The following is a 16,297-nucleotide window of genomic DNA, read 5'->3' on the forward strand; positions in this document are numbered from 1 at the left end:
ATCGCAGACGATCAAGCGGGCTCAAGGTCTGGGTGATCGTTGGTGGCAAACTGCGCGTTGGGTGCCATGCTTTGCAGACTAGCAAGCTCGAGCAGCACCTGGATGGCACGCAGGTCCGCGCCGTTCTCCAAGAGATGGGTGGCCAAACTGTGAAGCTGCGGCAAGAGCATGACCTAGTACCGGCCTCCTTTGCCTTGTTCGGCCCGATCTTGAGGAAAGACCACCTCACGCACTCAGAATCTGTCGGCATAGAGTGTCGTCCATGCTGTGCAGTTTCTTTTTAGCCCACGACCGGCCGCTTGCGCCGATACCGTAGGCAATGCGCTCCGGGCTCGAGCTGTGGCCGAGCGCACGAAATGAAAAAGCGCAACCCACAGACAATCTGATTAAGAGCAAGCCGTGTTTATCCCAGTCGCCATTAGACCTGCAACCCGTGAACTGTCTCGAAGCCCCGGTGGTCGGGCGATCGTTCAAAATGGCTGAACTTCGATGCACGTGAGATGTGATCGCTGCGGTCTTGGCGACAAGCTGCGCACAATCATGTCCTCAATCATGCTTCGGCGGAGCTCACCAGGGCCATCGGACAACGTCCTATCCGAAGTGTTGGCTCTGAAAAGAAAGCTCTCGATCCTCTCAGACAGGGCGCGGCCCCTCAATGAAACTAAGCTCCGCCACCGCCGCGCGGCTGGTGCGGTGATGAAGACCGACTATGCCAGCCCGGCGGAGGTGATCGATGCGCAAACCGGCGAGATCCGTCAGGCACACATATTTGTAGCGGTACTCGGAGCCTCGTCTGACTCGCTATGGGGAGCTCGGTCAGCGACTGCCAGATTGGATCGAAGACCGGACCCGGGCACTACTTCGGCGGAGTTGCCAAGGCGATCGTCTGCGACAATCTGAAGGCCGGCGTCGTCAAGGCGCCGTGGTTCGAGCCGGCACTTAACCAAATTTTTGCCGCCATGGCCGAGCACTACGACACGACGATTTTGCCGACCCGCAGCCGCAAGCCGCGCGAAGGGCAAGGTTGAAGGCGCGGTGCTGATTGTCGAGCGCTGGATTCGGCACGGCTGCGCCATCAAGTAGGCGTCCGGCTCACGTATCGGGGCTGTCGAGATCCTCCAGGATTACACGCGTGTCGCCAGCCATGTACGCCGTTCCCAGCGTGGCGGCCACGTCACGGTGAACGAGCATGGCCAAGGCCAATCACCGTTACGCCAATATGACGCCGGCGAGCTTGATCAAAGTGGTCCGGCGGATCGGCCTTAACGCCGCCATTTGGTCGAGCGGATGATGCGTGAGCGCCCCCCTCCTGAGCAGGGCTATCGTTCCGCCACCAGTGCGGTCGCTGGATGCAGCCCGCGAGAGAGCGCTCGCCATCAATGCGATCAGCTCGCTCCTCCGTGAGTGCCATCCTCAAATCCGGGCTCGACACGTGCGAGCCCTGCCACCGAGCCCATTCAAGCTGCTCCTCTCACGCCAACATCCGTAGCGGTACCCACTATCAATGAAGTAAGGGAACATCGTGATGCTTACCCATTCAGGTGCAGACCCTCGGGCCTTACCGGAATGGCGACCGCCTATCGGGAATTGGCCGAACAGGTTAATGCCGCCGATCTAAGCCGTTACGAGTGGCTCGGTCTGATGCCCGACCGCGAAGCCGCCATGCGCGCCGGCCGGCGCCTGACCAACCGGCTGGCCGTAGCCAAGTTGCGCTTCGTCGATGCCTGCATCGAAGATATCGACTTCGCGTCCCGCGGCGGACTTGACCAGCGTAACACGCTACAGCAGGCGTAGGGCGCTCAGCTGGAAGCTCATGAGAACTTCATCATCACCTGGCCCGAACAGGACTGGCAAGACCTGGCTGGCTTGCGCCTTCGGCCCCCGCGCAGCAAGGCTCGGTCATTCCGTCCTTTATTTGCGCATGCCACGCCTGTTCGACGACCTCGCCATGGCCCGTCCCGACGGTCTTCCCGCGCCTCATAGATAAGCTCGCACGCGTCTAGTTGCTCATTCTCGACGACTGGGGCACCCACACCCTCAATGATCAACAGCGCCTCGATCTTCTCGAAATCTTCGAAGAACGCTACGGGCGCAATCCACCCTGATTGCCACCCAGCTACCCGGTGATCGACGACACGGCGTGCTCGGCGAGCCAAGCATCCGCAGATACCATCCTCGACCGGATCATCCACAACTCCCACGGTAACGCCCTCGAAGGCGACAGCATGCGGAAGAAAGAAAGCCACGTGCCTCTTCGCCGCCATCGAAATCGACGAAACGAATACCAACCATTTCAACAGTCAGGGAACCGAAGGCCAGCGCCGCCACGCTGTCCGCGATTTAGCGAAAGTGCTGTTCGTCAGTTAGCGAAACTGCTGTCCCTTATTTGCTAAATGCGCATCCATGCCGCCGAGTTTGACAATAGATAGGCGCTTCGGAGACAACATTCTTGCGAGCCGAGCCCGCTACTGAGGCCCAGCCTCTTGCTGCTTCAAGACCGCGGTCGTCTCTTATTCTCTGAACCTTCCTCGCTCTTCATCAGTGCGTCCTGGTGGTTCAGTTCCGCAACGAATGCGGGAACCACCCGAGCCCGCAGGCGTTTCGCAAGGCTGCTTGATGCATGCTTGCCAAGCTGACTAATAATGCGCCTCGCTTGCAAGCAAAGCGAACGGCCCTTTCAACGTAGCTCTGCATGGTCGGTGAGCAGCAGCTTTGACGGCAGGAAAACTGCACTTTCCGGCGGATAGTCACGTCAGCATTAGGGTTGGTCCCTGGCCCTCCCGCGATCGGTCGGCAAGGAGCGTTCGGCTCGCGCTGCGGTTTCGGCAGCTTACGCGAGTTGCTTCCGCCGACCCTCATCGCGGTATGCCCACAAGGACAGGTAGGTGCACGTGCAATTCAGATATGCAAACAGTGGTATACCAAAATGGTCATCGATCCGAGGCAGGCCCGGACCTGATGCGACCTTGGAAATGTGAGTTCCGAATGAGGATCATATTGTGCCCCAGCCATTTCGAGACGCTCCCTGGTATCGCTCGATGCTCTACGTCCCTGGAGACAAGCTCGACTGGATGTTGAAGGCGCCCAAATATGGCGCGGATGCCCTAATGTTCGACCTCGAAGACTCGGTCGAGCTTTCTCAGAAAGCTGGTGCTCGGAACGCGGTCGCGAAAGCTATTAGAGAACTAGGCACCGGCTCCTTCGGGCGGTTCGTGAGACTGAATAGGTGGGGAACAGGCTGTGTGGTAGAGGACCTTAATGCTGTTGTGATCGATGGCCTCGACGGCGTGGCGCTGGCTAAGACTGAAACTCCGGAAGATATTGCCGCTTTAGACCTTCTGCTTGGGGAGTTTGAGAGATCGCGGGGCCTGCCGGTCGGCCGAATCGAGATTTGTGCCCATGCTGAAACTGCACAAGCTATTTACAGGCTCTACGATATCTGCATGGCCTCTCAGAGGATCAGGCGGACCGGTGGTGCTGGTGGCCCAACGCCAGGCGGAGACGCGGCTCGTTCACTCGGCGTGCAGCTCAACGACGCGACCGATGAGGGGAATTGCTTTGGAGCTTATTCGGTGCTGCAAGCTCGCGCTGCGGGAATTATACAGATTGAAGGTGTCATGCCAGCAACAGTGGACGACCTCGAGTTGGTCCGGCGAGTAGGTGAAAGATCGAAGCGCATGGGCGCATCGTTTGCGGCAGCCATCCACCCTAGCCATATCCCCATCATCAATGAGATTTACTCGCCCGCGCAGGAAGAGATCAATGAGGCTTGTAAGATCGTGTCCATCATGGCGGAGGCCACTGCGCGCGGTGAAGGCGCGGTTCGGTACAAATCGACGATGCTAGACTATGCGAGCGTTCGGACCGCCCTGGAGGTGCTTAAGAAGGCTCAGGCACTTGGAATTGATGTTGGTACCGTTCCTAAACTCGAGCTGCCACCAATCTGAGCAATCTCGCGCCTCATCGAGGACCTAAGGCCTGTGGGCAAGCCATTGAACGATGCTGTTGGCCAAGAGTCCCCACGACTTGCGCCTAGAGAACAGCCCGAGAAGGCTGCCTCCGGAGTTGAAATCTTCGCGAGTGCCGCTCAAGGGAGCGAATTCCTTCTGAGCAATTGTCAAGACGGTGTGACCATCTCTCGGATAGACATCGAGAGCTGGCGTGTCACACCACAAAGAGCGAATCGTCTCCGGAATGGGATGAACATCCTCTTTTACCAGATGGGCGTCCTAGTCGACACCCTTCAGCTACACTTGAGCGCCTCGTCCGAACGGCGCGGACGATACGCCTCCAAACTCTATCGTTTTCGGAGGTTCATCGAGTTAGCTTCATCATCGATCATCTAGAGAGATTAAGGCTGTACTTGCAAGCATTGCCGTCTCATTGAGGTTGCTCAACCCATGGGGCTTCGCGCCAGCCCTCGCTACCGTCGCGTAGCGACTGAGACGGCGTGCCCGTCCTGCTGCCGCCTCGCACGTGGCTGGCTTCGGCTCACAGACTGGCCACCCTCATCGAGGATCTCTGCAGGAGATCCCTCTCACCCTCACCACACAGCCAGAATATCCGACGGGGCTTGAAGATAAAACATCCGACTGAGGTTCTGCTCCTCAGCCAACTGTGTCGCGCAATGGTTGCAAATATGCCCAGTGTCAAGACCGATGGACCAACATCATCGTTTCATTCGCGCAAAGTTGCCGAGCCGACGCGAGACGCGGCTTCATTGGCTCAGTCGGAGGAAAACCTCTTCTTCGATCGACAACTGAGCGGTTGGGCCGAAGCAAGTGATCTCGATTACCAGAATTGGCAGGACGCTTCGCAAGAGTTGTGCGCTATCTAGACCGCAGAATGGTACTTTAGAGATGTGCACGTGGACTCGAACGTATACTTGAGTCCGCTGGTCGCATTTTCCGGACGCTAACGCCTGATTGGACACACTATGACGATTCTCCAAACGGAGACCAGGGGCAGAGTTCTGGTCGCGCGCTTCAATCATCCCAACCCTCATAATCCGATGAATTTGGCACTGGAGAATGCTATTCGTTCCATTTGCCAGGAAGTAGAGGACGACTCTGCGATCGGTGCCTTGGTGCTGACGGGAGGAAGGCAGCGATCCTTTTGCGCCGGAGGTGATCAAAAAGAACTGGCCGAGCTGTCCGGGTACGGCTGGGCTGATTCTGCCATTGAAAGGGTAATTGATCTTTATTCTGCGATATTGAGAGTAACGAAACCGAGTGTTGCCGCAGTGGACGGATACGCAATAGGTACTGGCCTTGGGATCGTACTATGCTGTGATTGGCGCGTGGGATCGGCAGGAACCAAGCTGCTGATGCGGGAACTAAAGCAGGGTAGCGCCTGTGTAATCGGCGCGTACATGATGGAGACGTTCGTCGGTCGAGCGGCTATGTCCGATATTATTTATAGGTGCGAGGCCATGCCGCTGTCATGGGCCCTCGATCATAGGCTGCTTCATGAGATTGTTGATTCGCCGCACTGTGAGGAGAAGGCTATCGCGCGCGCTCAGATTCTGAGCGAATATCCTGAAGTGAGCTTTAGGCGAACGAAGCAAAAGGTGAACCAAAGCGTGCTCGCTGGTTTGGAGCGAATCGCGGGAGACGCGAAGGACGCCTATGCAGCGGGGATTGCGAGCTTACATCCTGTCCCGAAGCAATAGCCGAAGCTGGGGACGCGTTCGGCTCGCCCTTTCTCGCCGGGCCGGTGGACGCCAACTCTGCGGCGTTTCCTCACCATGTGGGTTCCCTTCATGGCTCGAGTGGCCTCAGTCGCGGATTGATACGAGCTTTTTGAATTTGCGACGCTGTTGTTGAAGATTGAGAAGCTGGACGGAGGTTGAGCCATGCGAACAGGAATAGAAGGCAAGCGGGTCATTGTTACCGCTGGAGCGAACGGAATTGGACGAGCGATTGTCGACCAGCTAGCGGATGCTGGGGCTCGCGTTGCGACATGCGACGTCTCCGAACCTGGTATCGAACAGTTGCGTAAGCAGCTGCCTGAGGTCCGCTCGGAGCTCGTAGACGTCAGGGACGCAGCAGCGCAAGCGAAGTTCCTGGAATACGCAATCAGTTACTTCGGTGGTCTAGATGCATTAGTTAACAATGCCGGAATCTCTGGTCCAACATCTCACATTGAAGATATTTGTCTTCTGGACTGGCAAAGTGTCTTTCGGGTCAATGTCGAAAGTCAATTCGTCGCCTGCAAGGTTGTCGTGCCCTATTTGCGAAAGCAGCGTGATGGTGCGTTAATCTTCATCTCCTCTACGGCGGGACGTCTAGGCTTTCCATTGAGAACGCCATATGCGGCCTCAAAATGGGCGCTTGTGGGATTGATGAAGTCTCTTGCGATGGAGATCGGTCCAGACGGGGTGCGGGTCAATGCCATCATGCCGGGGGTGGTCTTTGGAGATCGAATAAATCGTGTCATTGCCGCTAAAGCGGAAGCTGTGGGCTTGTCGTTTGACGAAATGCAGCGGAAATGGCTCGATCTTGTCTCGTTACGACGAATGATCCCGCCGAAGGAGATCGCGGAGATGATTCAGTTTTTGATCTCGGATGCAGGACGCAATATTTCGGGCCAATCACTCAGCCTTTGCGGCAATACTGAAACACTACGGTAGATCCAGACATTTCTATGAAGAGCTGGATGGTAACTTAGCTCGCGTCAAAGCTAAGCTAAACGCATCCGATGCTGATTTCATCGTCGGACGTCTTTTACTGTCGATCGAGATCAATGCAGATGGACGAACGGAGATAACCCAAGCATAGGTGCTCCGTAAGCCTCCGAGGAAAGATGCCTAGCTGCGGGTGGCCTGATGGTCGGGAAGTGTACGTATGGACGCGATACAATCAGTGCGCTGAATCGACTCAAGTGGTGGAAATGGGCCGAGGGCGGCGTTGGTCTGAGGAGGAGAAGGCGCATGTTTTGGAGAGTCTGTCCGAGCCGCGCCTGGCTACGGCGACAATGCGGCGATACGGCTTGTCGGGTTCTTTTCTAGTCACTTGGCAAAGAGCTTTCGCGGGAAGCCGGACCAAATTCGACGCCTTCGTCAAGGCAGTTGTTGCGGAGAATAAGCCGGTGGCGTCGCTGCCGACGTTATCCGGGGAGTGCGACAGCACATCCGACAGAGCGCCGGATTTTACATCGAGGTGACCGGCGGGCGTCGCGGCCGAAGCAAGCGCGTTGCACCCATACTGTGGTGAGCCTCGCCTCGAACAGGATCGGGGGCACGGGTCCCCACCGCCTTGCGGCGAGCCCGCCGCTTGCAAACGGTGAGCCTTCCTCGCGATGAAGCCGGTAGATCCAGTTGATCCCCGATGGCTCGCCCTCGCGCCGCAGCAGGACGAACAAACGGCGATAGCCGAAACGCCGCCGCTCGTTGGCGAGATCGCGCAATCGGCCACACAGAACTGCGTCCGGCGGGCGGCTGGAGCGATAGTGGATCATCTTCCGATCCGCCCCGACGACCGATGCCAGAGCAGCGGCGAGCCAACGCCGGTTCGCTTCTCGTACGGCTGACCGCCAAACAGGTGCACCGGCCAACTCAGCTGCTACTTTCCAATAGCGCTACGAAATGCGTCCGAATCGGCGTCATATTCCAAGAAAGTTGGCGATCTCAACAACTTGTCCGGTGAGCATGTGAATGCCTTGATGAACGCGGCATCCCCGTGCTCGCGCTTCCCGAAGGAGTGGCGTAGTGTGTGGTTGCATGATCACTTCGGCAACTATCTGCGTAGAGCTGAGTGCAGACACGTCTATCGGCAGAGCATCTTTTTCGTGCAGCCCGAGTGAGGTCGCGTTGATGACAATATCGGCGGTAGCTAAATCAGAGCCAGCGGCCGGTACGCAGCGCCCGGGGTACGCGGAGTTGAGACGGTTGATCAGGGTCGTAGCTCTGGGCTGAGAACGATTGGCGACACTAATACGACCGGCACCTGTTTCAGCGAGAGCTGCCACGATGGCCTTGGCAGCACCACCGGAACCCTGAATGTAGATTCTCGCACCCGCAGGATCAAGGCCCTGAGATCTCATTCCGGCGACGAAGCCAAGACCATCATATGTCTCACCTTCCCATGCGTCGCCGGCTCCTCTCCTAACTACATTCACGGATCCGGTGATTCTTGCCATCCGGCCAAGGTGATCACATAAGGCTAGGATAGCTTCCTTGTGGGGTACGGTGAGGGTAAAGCCCGGGAGATTTTGCCATGCCTTAAGCCCCGCGACAAAGGTACGCAGATTGTTCGCATGAACGTGGAAGGGGACGAATACTGCCTGGCTTCCCCGCTTCGCGATGATCTTGTTCATTGCCTCCGGGGTACGAATGTGCGCTACCGGATCGGCGACAATTCCGTAAACCTTGGTACTTCCATCAATCTGATTGGTGCTCATGATACCTCCGGCTACTTCTCTCCAGCAAGTGTGCCTAGCAACGAGTCGGCTCGAACTTGGCCGAGCCGGCGCCCAGTTCTCGATGGCCGCAAATATGTTTTTGGATTCATGTTGACGAGTGTTCACCCTCCCCAAAACGCGCACGATCACGTCATCGATGGCGCAGTACTGAGAACTACCGTATGGGCCCAACTGTTCGTGCAGTGAGCTTCTGAACGGCCGGCAAGTGGCCTTGCCAAGATTAAGTGCTTCAGGGAATGTGAGCAGTTCGCCGCGTTTGATTTAAGGTGCATTGATGGCGAGGCATTCTCAGCAGCATGATTGATGGATTGAGATCTCCATGCACGACGCGTGTCCCTTGTTGAGGTTTGGTCGCTCGGATTCAAAGGAGCTGCAAAACTCAGGCGCACCTAAGAAACGATATGAGCCACGCGAGCCGTCCTCGGCTGCATTCCTAGCAAGCACCATGCCGGAAGTGGGATGTTAGCCTACGAAAGTAAACAGAAGCACGGACGTTCGCGATCGTACCGTTGGAGAGCTCTGGGCCTTGTCGGAGTGTCAACGTCAGTGGATCTTAACACGACATAATGGCGCATCGGACCACGCGAGGAAGATAATCTACCTGGCATACGGAAGTAGGTAGAAGGTTTCGAAAGCTTGGGCGCTACTTCTGAGCCAACTCGCAGAAGTCTGTGGCAGCCGGTCCCTACAGAATACCCGTGCCCAGCGCAATGCAAGTCTAAATGCGGCACGGCTATGTCGGCTCGCTCTGGCACGGTCGTTGCTTAGGCTCTGTGGAGAGCTGCTGCTCACTTCTCGACCGCGTTGGCTGCAATCAGAATTGCGTCAACGGTCCGCCGCCATTGGCACGCTCGTACTTAGGCAGGCTCGCAAGGGTTAACCGATAATACTTCGGAGCATCTGTATGGCTGAGGAGATTAAGTTGTCCGGAGTGCTATCGCATTTGCGGGTGGTCGAGATCGGTAGCTCGGCTGCAACCAGCTATTGCGCCCGTTTATTTGCGGATTTCGGGGCCGATGTTCAGAAAGTGGAGCCGCCCGCAGGCGATCCATTGCGTAGCAGCGCACCACTGACGCCATGGGGCCAGAGCCCGTGGTTCGCATTCCTGAACCTTAACAAGTCAAGCGTCATCGTCGATGTTAATGATCCCGAGGCGATCATTCACTTGAGTGGCTTGGTCGAGGATTGCGACATTCTAATCGATGGTCGCGATGTCGCTTCCGCGGATTGCCCTTCAATTGACATCGCAGCGATCAGCCGGCGACATCCCAACTTAATCTACCTGGAGGCGAGTTGGTTCGCACACGACGGCCCCTATGCAGGATACGTGGCAACCGATTCGACGGTACGTGCGCTGGCCGGCCTCATTAAGCTGGTCGGACCGGCCGAGGGCCCGCCGGTGCTCGCACCAGATTTCCAGACAGGTATTCTGTCTGGCCTATGGGGCTTCATCGCTGCAGTTTCCTCGGTGCTGGCGATAACGCAGGGTGGAGCAGGTCGGTCGTGGTCCCTGAGCATTTTCGAATCTAGCTTGACTGCAAGCGAGTATCTCATGTCCGAGTCCGTTGAGCGCTCGGACGTGATCCGCAGGATGGGAATTAATCGGTTCTGGCCAGGATTTCCGTTGGGCATCTACGAAACAAAAGACGGCTGGCTTGGCGTAACGACGGTCACACCTGCCCAATGGTGGGCGTTCTGCGATATGCTCGGCTTGTCTCAACTGAGGGATGACCCGAGTCTCGTCTTTGGGAAAGATCGTCTGCTAGATGCAGAACGGATCGAAAGGGAATTCATCCCGAGGCTGAGGGAGCGGACAGCGCGGGAGTGGTTTGCGGAGGGAATGAAACGAAGGATCCCGCTCGTGCCGGTGCCCACAATGTCCGATCTGGTCAGTGATATGGAAAAAAGAGAGCGCGGCGCGATTGTGCCCGTTCAGTTTGGTAAGGAAGAGGGGCTCACTGCAGGCTCAATGCAGCGGCTTACGTTGACCCCCCCAACTCGAGGGGGAAGCGTTCCGAATCCTGGCGAGCAGCGGGCTGCCGCAAGTAAGCGAAGGCGCCTAGCCGACACCGGTTCACCATGTAGCACGAGCATAGAGACTGGCCGGCAACCGCTGCACGGCATACGAGTCATCGACTTCTCGATGGGTTGGGCGGGCCCTTTGTGTACGCGCACACTGGCAGATCTGGGGGCCGAAGTTATCAAAATTGAGGCCGTGCAATATCCGGACTGGTGGCGCGGTGTTGATCGGAGTCCTGCTTACGTGCAAAGCCAGATGTACGAAAAAACGCAGCGGTTCTGCATTATGAATCGCAATAAGAGCGGTATTACGATTGACTTGACCCGCCCTCGCGGCTGCGCTCTCGCCAAACGGCTCGTGGCGAAAGCCGATATCGTCGTTGACAATTATTCAGTCGATATTCTGCCGAGGTTCGGTCTAGGTTACGACGTGCTAAAATCGCTTAACCCACGCCTAGTGATGGTGTCGATGTCGGCTTTTGGCACGAACAGTATTCATCGAGAGTGCCGAGCCTACGGCTCGACCCTCGAGCAGGGATCGGGGTACCCGGGGGTGGTTGGAGGCCCCGACGGGCCGCCCGTGATGAGCCACACCGCTTTTGGAGATCCAGTAGGCGGGTTGCATGGCTGCGCCGCAGTTCTGATCGCTATGGTTCACGCTCGCAGCACGGGGCAGGGACAGTTCATTGACCTGGCGCAAGTCGAATGCATGATACCATTTGCGGCGCCATGGATTACTATGCAGTCAATTGGCGGCGCCGCGCCAAAAAGGTACGGCAATCGGCATCCTCAGTTCGTGCCCCACGGCTGCTTCCGCTGTACTGGCGAGGACAATTGGATTGTTATAGCGGTTACGGATGCCGACATGTGGCATAGGCTCGCGTTGGTTGTTGGTCGGCCTGACTGGGCCGCGGACGTGTCGCTCAATTCTGCGGAAGCTCGCCGGTGTATTGAGAACGAAATCGAGACAGTCATCGCGGCCTGGACGCTCAGCCGTGATGCGGACGAGGCAATGTCCCAATTGCAAGCAGTAGAAGTTGCTGCCGGGGTAGCCCGCATGCCGATTGACCTGCTCAACGATCGGCAATTGAAATCACGCGAATTTCTGCAGCAAACCGAGCGCGCGTTCATAGGTGTGCATTCGCAACCGTCGATGCCAATTCGCGAAGATGCTAAACCCTTCCCGATCCGCACGCCCGCCCCGACTCTCGGGCAGCATAATGGAGAAGTCCTATCAAGGATTCTTGATCTCACCGATGCCGATATCGCTCAACTGGTGAAGGAGAACATCATTGGTACCGCGATGCTCTCAGAAGGCGGGCTCACACACCAAGAAGGTGTTGGTCAAAATGACTGAAACGGGGGACGCTGAGTTTCTGCTGACTTGTGCTCTTTGTTTACAAATTAAGCTGTTTTTGCCTTCCTCGGAGTACTTGAAGCAGAACGATTGCTTCACAAACAGCTAAGTTTAAGATGGCGAAACACGTCCATGGTCGCGGCGCGTGAGACGATCAACGCGATTGGTCAGCTAAACTGGCGTAGGACTCGTGGAAAGTCTATACGGGGTGGGCGGTTTGTTTTTGCATTCGGCGGTTTGCGTTTCATGACCCGGATCGCCCGGGCAGGGGCGGGCGACTATTTGTCGAATGTCAAGTCCCTATCTATGCCGAGCTGAGGCCGTAGCGAACTGAAGGCTTCAATGTAAAGGCGCTCTATCTCGGTGCATTCAGGCCGACTCTAAGGTCGATTGGGGTGGCACAGGTCAGCGCTGGACAAAGATCGAGTCCCATATGCCTCCTCGCGGGAAGAGCGGCTACATCGGTCTTATGGATGCTCGATTCTTGCGCGCAAGCGTTTCGGCTGTCGCGAGCTTCTTTCTGGCCGCTGATCTTGTTGCGGTGTCCACATTGTCTCACGCATAAAGATATGTCCCCACGAATGAGTACGGACGAGCGTGTTCTAGACGCAAGTTCGAGAAGACGACCGCCGTCCGAGGTCAGCTCACTCGGCGCTTGACGAAGTCCGTGTATATAACACCAGCGGCTAGCGTGACCGAGCCTCGCGTGTGCTCACGCGGTAACTCCACGACCGCTTTTGGCCATTAGCTAGTGGGGCTGAACTAGGTGACCGCCTTGGGCCTTGTCTCGGGCCGGCAACTGGCTCCGCCTTCGCACAGGACGGCAGAGTGACATGCGTGTTCCATGCTATGGTCGCGAATCGCTATGACACGATGGTAGAGGTCCCGAACTGTGCGTCGTTGACGCCGTCAATCGTGCTCGACTGGCGGGGCGCGTCTCACGACCCGACGCATAGAAGTCACTGATCCTCGGCTGCTTCCTAACAGTGATACGACGGCTGTTTGGTTTGCTACACAGCCACCGTTTGCGGTCGATGTCTCTTCAAAGTGAATCAGGCGCTTAAGGCCTTGAAGGTCGGTGGCACAGACGTTGCTATTGAGGCGCTGTGGAGACGGGCCGGCCGAGCTAGATCATGCTCGCCTTGACTGAGAGCAAGCGCGCCAGAACGGCTGAGCGTCATTATATCCGTTGATGGAGAGAATGTGCCTTCAATGAAAGAAATTGCCTCTTGTGCCACGAGTACCATTGGCCGCGCCAAGCTCTCTCGCAATACGAACCAGCAGGAACTTTAGAAGGGCTCATGAGAGCGTTCTCGAGGTGGGCTCGATCTTCGAGGCAGGCGAAAATACGTTGGAGAGTTAGTCGTGTGTTGCGGTTCTGCAGAGCAGTTATCAGTTTAGCTCAACATTGATGCCACTCCAACAAGTTAGAGGGCCTCTTCGGCCAGACTCTGCGCAAGGCATCAGAATGATGATCGCTGTAGTTCAATACTCAATGGTCGTCACCGGAGAAACGAATGGAGCTCGCCTTTACAGATAAGGAGCAAGCATTTCGCGAAGAGGTGCAGCAGTTCCTGCGCGACAACGCGCCATCGGAGATGCAGCGGAAGCTGGTCGAAGGCCAGAACTTGTCTAAAGACGAGATGGTCGCCTGGTGGCGCACTCTACAAAAGAGAGGCTGGGGTGTTGGCCACTGGCCAAAGGAATATGGGGGCGCCGGCTGGACCTCGGTTCAGCATTACATCTTCAACGAGGAGCTTCAGATGTATCCGGTCCCGACGCCGCTAGCTTTTGGCGTTTCCATGGTTGGCCCGGTTATCTACACGTTCGGTAACGAGTCTCAGAAGACGTACTATCTGCCGCGCATCGCCAATGTCGACGACTGGTGGTGTCAGGGATTTTCCGAGCCTAGTTCCGGGTCCGATCTCGCGTCGCTGAAGATGAAAGCCGAGCGCAAAGGCAACAAATACATTGTGAACGGGCAGAAAACCTGGACCACCTTAGCCCAATATGCCGATATGATCTTCTGCCTCTGCCGTACTGATCCAACTGCCAAGAAGCAGATCGGCATCTCTTTCATACTGGTCGACATGAGGAGCAAAGGGATCACGGTGCGCCCGATCCAAACCATCGACGGCAACTGCGAGGTTAACGAACTGTTCTTCGACGACGTAGAGGTGCCCGTGGAAAATCTCGTAGGGGAGGAGAACAAGGGCTGGGATTACGCAAAATTCCTCCTTGCCAATGAGCGCATAGGCATCGCGCGTGTCGGCGTCTCCAAAGAGCGGATCCGCCGAATCAGAGAAGTTGCCTCGAAACTTGAATCCTGCGGCCGGTCTGTGCTCGAGGATACTGTCTTCAGCCAGAAGCTCGCCGCTTGTGAGATAGAACTGAAGGCTCTAGAGCTCACCCAGCTGCGCGTCGTCGCGCATGAAGGCAAGCATGGCAAGGGGAAGCCCAATCCCGCGTCTTCCGTGCTCAAGATCAAAGGCTCTGAGATTCAGCAGGCCACCACCGAGCTGCTGATGGAAATAATTGGACCGTTCGCTGCGCCCTGTGCCGGTCATCCCGATTGTTGGAATGAATCAACAGATTGGATAGCCCAAATCACGCCGGCCTACTTCAACAACCGGAAGGTATCGATCTACGGCGGTTCAAACGAGATTCAGCGCAACATCATTAGCAAGGCGGTGCTGAGCCTTAGTTCTGTCTAGCAACAATTCAGAACGTCGGACCCGGCATTATCGTCAGAGGAAACCCTAGATGGAGTTCGATTTAACGGACGAGCAGCGGCTCCTGAAGGAAAGTGTCGATCGTTTTTTGGCGGATGCCTATGGCTTCGCGCAGCGACACAAGTACATGAAGGAAAAGGGCGGATGGAGTCGAGCGATATGGAGTCGCTTAGCCAAGCAGGGCGTGCTCGGTCTGCCATTTCTCGAAGCAGACGGCGGATTCGGCGCCGGCGCGGTTGAGACCTCGATTGTGATGGAGTCGCTGGGACGAGCGCTGGTACTTGAGCCCTATTTGCCGACCGTTGTGATCGGCGGCGGATTCCTGCGGTATGGCGGCTCAGCCGCGCAGAAGGCTGCGCATATTCCCTCGATTGTCGACGGGAGCAGGACGTTTGCGTTTGCCCAGCTAGAGAAGCGCTCACGTTATGAATTGAACGACGTCACCACCTGTGCGGAGAAGAAGGCCCACGGTTGGGTCATCGATGGCGAAAAGGTCATTGTCATGAACGGAGAGAACGCGGACACGCTGATTGTGACCGCTCGCACGCATGGTACCCGGCGTGACAGAAGCGGTATCATGCTCTTTCTGGTGCCAGCTACCACCAAGGGCGTCTCCAAAAAGAGCTATCCAACCCAGGACGGCCTTCATGCTGCTGATATTGTCCTATCGCGTGTTGAGATTGGCGCAGAAGCGGCGATCGGCGATCTCCACAATGGCCTGCCGCTCATCGAGCGCGTGGTCGATGAAGCCCGAGCCGCCCTCTGCGCAGAAGCGGTCGGTCTTATGGACGAATCTCTGAGAATAACCGTCGAACACTTGAAAACTCGAAAGCAGTTCGGGGTGGCGATCGGATCTTTTCAGAGCCTGCAGCACCGCGCCGCCGACATGTTCGTCGCGCTCGAACAGGCGCGCTCAATGTCGATGTTTGCCACTATGGCCGTCAATTTCGACGATCCGGCCGAGCGGACGAAATCGATTGCAGCGGCAAAAGTTCAGATCGGAAGGAGCGGAAAATTCATCGGCCAGCAATCGATTCAGCTGCACGGCGGCATCGGCATGACCATGGAAGCAAAGATTGGCCACTATTTTAAGCGGTTGACTATGATCGAGCACGCCTTTGGCGATGCCGATTACCACCTCCGGCGAGTCAGTGAGAGTGGCGGGCTGCTCTGATCTTTGTTGGTAGCGAGGCAACAGGCACGCAACGACCATCCTGCGGCTCTTCTCGCTTCGTAAGACCTTAGCGAGGTGCGGAGAGTGTTAGCCATATGAGCGGTTTCCCGAACTTCAATTGGAGCACGATGCCGGCTCGACGATTTCTGAACGTTAGCCCAGTGAAAGTCACGATGAAGTTCCAGGTCGACGGCTGAGCGGGAAATTATTGTGCTTTGGTCGCAGGAGCACGGGAGCGACGTTCTCGACGAAACCAAGTTGGTCGTAAGGCCAGAGTGAGCAATAGCAACTGCGTGTAAAAGCTACTTCGGTTGAGGAGTCAGAACATGCCCAGAGATATTTCGCCTGCGGCTAGACGGATACGTGCGAGGAAGAGCTCGAGTTCGATCGACCATGGCGCAAAGAGGCGCCGCTGCTCGATGGCCGCCGCTGCCGGCGTCCGTTCCTCGATAATGTCGGCCGTCACAAAGGTAAGCACGGGTTCGCATTTGCTCTCCCTACCGGTGTGGTCTCTCAGGAGGTTGTCCATCTGGTCTGAACCGAGGAAGCTGAGGTTGCGAAACTCCAGTGTGCGCACCACGAGTTCGCTTCTGG

Annotated in this window: 12 protein-coding genes and 2 pseudogenes; 10 read left to right on the forward strand and 4 right to left on the reverse strand. The window is 56.8% G+C overall.

Features of this window, described 5'->3' with window-relative positions; genetic code table 11:
- Positions 1–11: 11 nt before the first annotated feature.
- On the reverse strand, positions 12–170 hold the full coding sequence (locus ACNJYD_RS09750) for a hypothetical protein (RefSeq protein ID WP_439366147.1): 159 nt from the start codon (positions 168–170) through the stop codon (positions 12–14).
- 475 nt (positions 171–645) lie between these two features.
- Here ACNJYD_RS09750 and ACNJYD_RS09755 point away from each other — a divergent pair.
- The 7 genes and pseudogenes from ACNJYD_RS09755 to ACNJYD_RS09785 form a co-directional block, all read left to right on the forward strand.
- Positions 646–1,323: pseudogene (locus ACNJYD_RS09755) on the forward strand (IS21 family transposase); the annotation flags it as partial.
- A gap of 243 nt (positions 1,324–1,566) precedes the next feature.
- On the forward strand, positions 1,567–1,794 hold the full coding sequence (locus ACNJYD_RS09760) for an ATP-binding protein (protein ID WP_439366148.1): 228 nt from the start codon (positions 1,567–1,569) through the stop codon (positions 1,792–1,794).
- A gap of 19 nt (positions 1,795–1,813) precedes the next feature.
- Positions 1,814–1,987 (forward strand): ATP-binding protein, encoded by a 174-nt coding sequence (locus ACNJYD_RS09765; protein WP_439366149.1) that lies wholly within the window; start codon positions 1,814–1,816, stop codon positions 1,985–1,987.
- A gap of 1,051 nt (positions 1,988–3,038) precedes the next feature.
- Positions 3,039–3,947: an HpcH/HpaI aldolase/citrate lyase family protein gene (locus ACNJYD_RS09770; RefSeq protein ID WP_439366150.1), complete on the forward strand. Its 909-nt coding sequence runs from the start codon at positions 3,039–3,041 to the stop codon at positions 3,945–3,947.
- Positions 3,948–4,936: 989 nt separating this feature from the next.
- Complete coding sequence (locus ACNJYD_RS09775) at positions 4,937–5,671, forward strand: enoyl-CoA hydratase/isomerase family protein (RefSeq protein WP_439366151.1); 735 nt, start codon at positions 4,937–4,939, stop codon at positions 5,669–5,671.
- 183 nt (positions 5,672–5,854) lie between these two features.
- Complete coding sequence (locus tag ACNJYD_RS09780) at positions 5,855–6,631, forward strand: SDR family oxidoreductase (protein WP_439366152.1); 777 nt, start codon at positions 5,855–5,857, stop codon at positions 6,629–6,631.
- Between the two features lie 260 nt (positions 6,632–6,891).
- Positions 6,892–7,164: a transposase gene (locus tag ACNJYD_RS09785; RefSeq protein WP_439367445.1), complete on the forward strand. Its 273-nt coding sequence runs from the start codon at positions 6,892–6,894 to the stop codon at positions 7,162–7,164.
- A 46-nt stretch (positions 7,165–7,210) separates the two neighbouring features.
- On the opposite strand, the pseudogene ACNJYD_RS09790 reads toward ACNJYD_RS09785, so the two are convergent.
- Together ACNJYD_RS09790 and ACNJYD_RS09795 are read right to left on the reverse strand one after the other, a co-directional pair.
- Positions 7,211–7,479 (reverse strand): annotated as a pseudogene (locus tag ACNJYD_RS09790) (IS3 family transposase); the annotation flags it as partial.
- A 123-nt stretch (positions 7,480–7,602) separates the two neighbouring features.
- Positions 7,603–8,400: a shikimate dehydrogenase family protein gene (locus ACNJYD_RS09795; protein ID WP_439366153.1), complete on the reverse strand. Its 798-nt coding sequence runs from the start codon at positions 8,398–8,400 to the stop codon at positions 7,603–7,605.
- A gap of 925 nt (positions 8,401–9,325) precedes the next feature.
- On the opposite strand from ACNJYD_RS09795, the gene ACNJYD_RS09800 reads away from it, so the two are divergent.
- From ACNJYD_RS09800 to pimD, 3 genes are all read left to right on the forward strand, one after another.
- Complete coding sequence (locus tag ACNJYD_RS09800; RefSeq protein WP_439366154.1) at positions 9,326–11,797, forward strand: CoA transferase; 2,472 nt, start codon at positions 9,326–9,328, stop codon at positions 11,795–11,797.
- 1,517 nt (positions 11,798–13,314) lie between these two features.
- A complete protein-coding gene (pimC, locus tag ACNJYD_RS09805) occupies positions 13,315–14,511 on the forward strand; it encodes a pimeloyl-CoA dehydrogenase large subunit (RefSeq protein ID WP_439366155.1) in 1,197 nt (398 codons plus the stop codon).
- A gap of 49 nt (positions 14,512–14,560) precedes the next feature.
- A complete protein-coding gene (gene pimD, locus ACNJYD_RS09810; protein WP_439366156.1) occupies positions 14,561–15,703 on the forward strand; it encodes a pimeloyl-CoA dehydrogenase small subunit in 1,143 nt (380 codons plus the stop codon).
- 319 nt (positions 15,704–16,022) lie between these two features.
- On the opposite strand, the gene ACNJYD_RS09815 is transcribed toward pimD, so the two are convergent.
- On the reverse strand, positions 16,023–16,283 hold the full coding sequence (locus ACNJYD_RS09815; RefSeq protein ID WP_439367577.1) for a hypothetical protein: 261 nt from the start codon (positions 16,281–16,283) through the stop codon (positions 16,023–16,025).
- Positions 16,284–16,297 lie beyond the last annotated feature (14 nt).

It is taken from the genome of Bradyrhizobium sp. SPXBL-02, from assembly GCF_051853065.1.
Classification (GTDB): Bacteria; Pseudomonadota; Alphaproteobacteria; order Rhizobiales; family Xanthobacteraceae; genus Bradyrhizobium.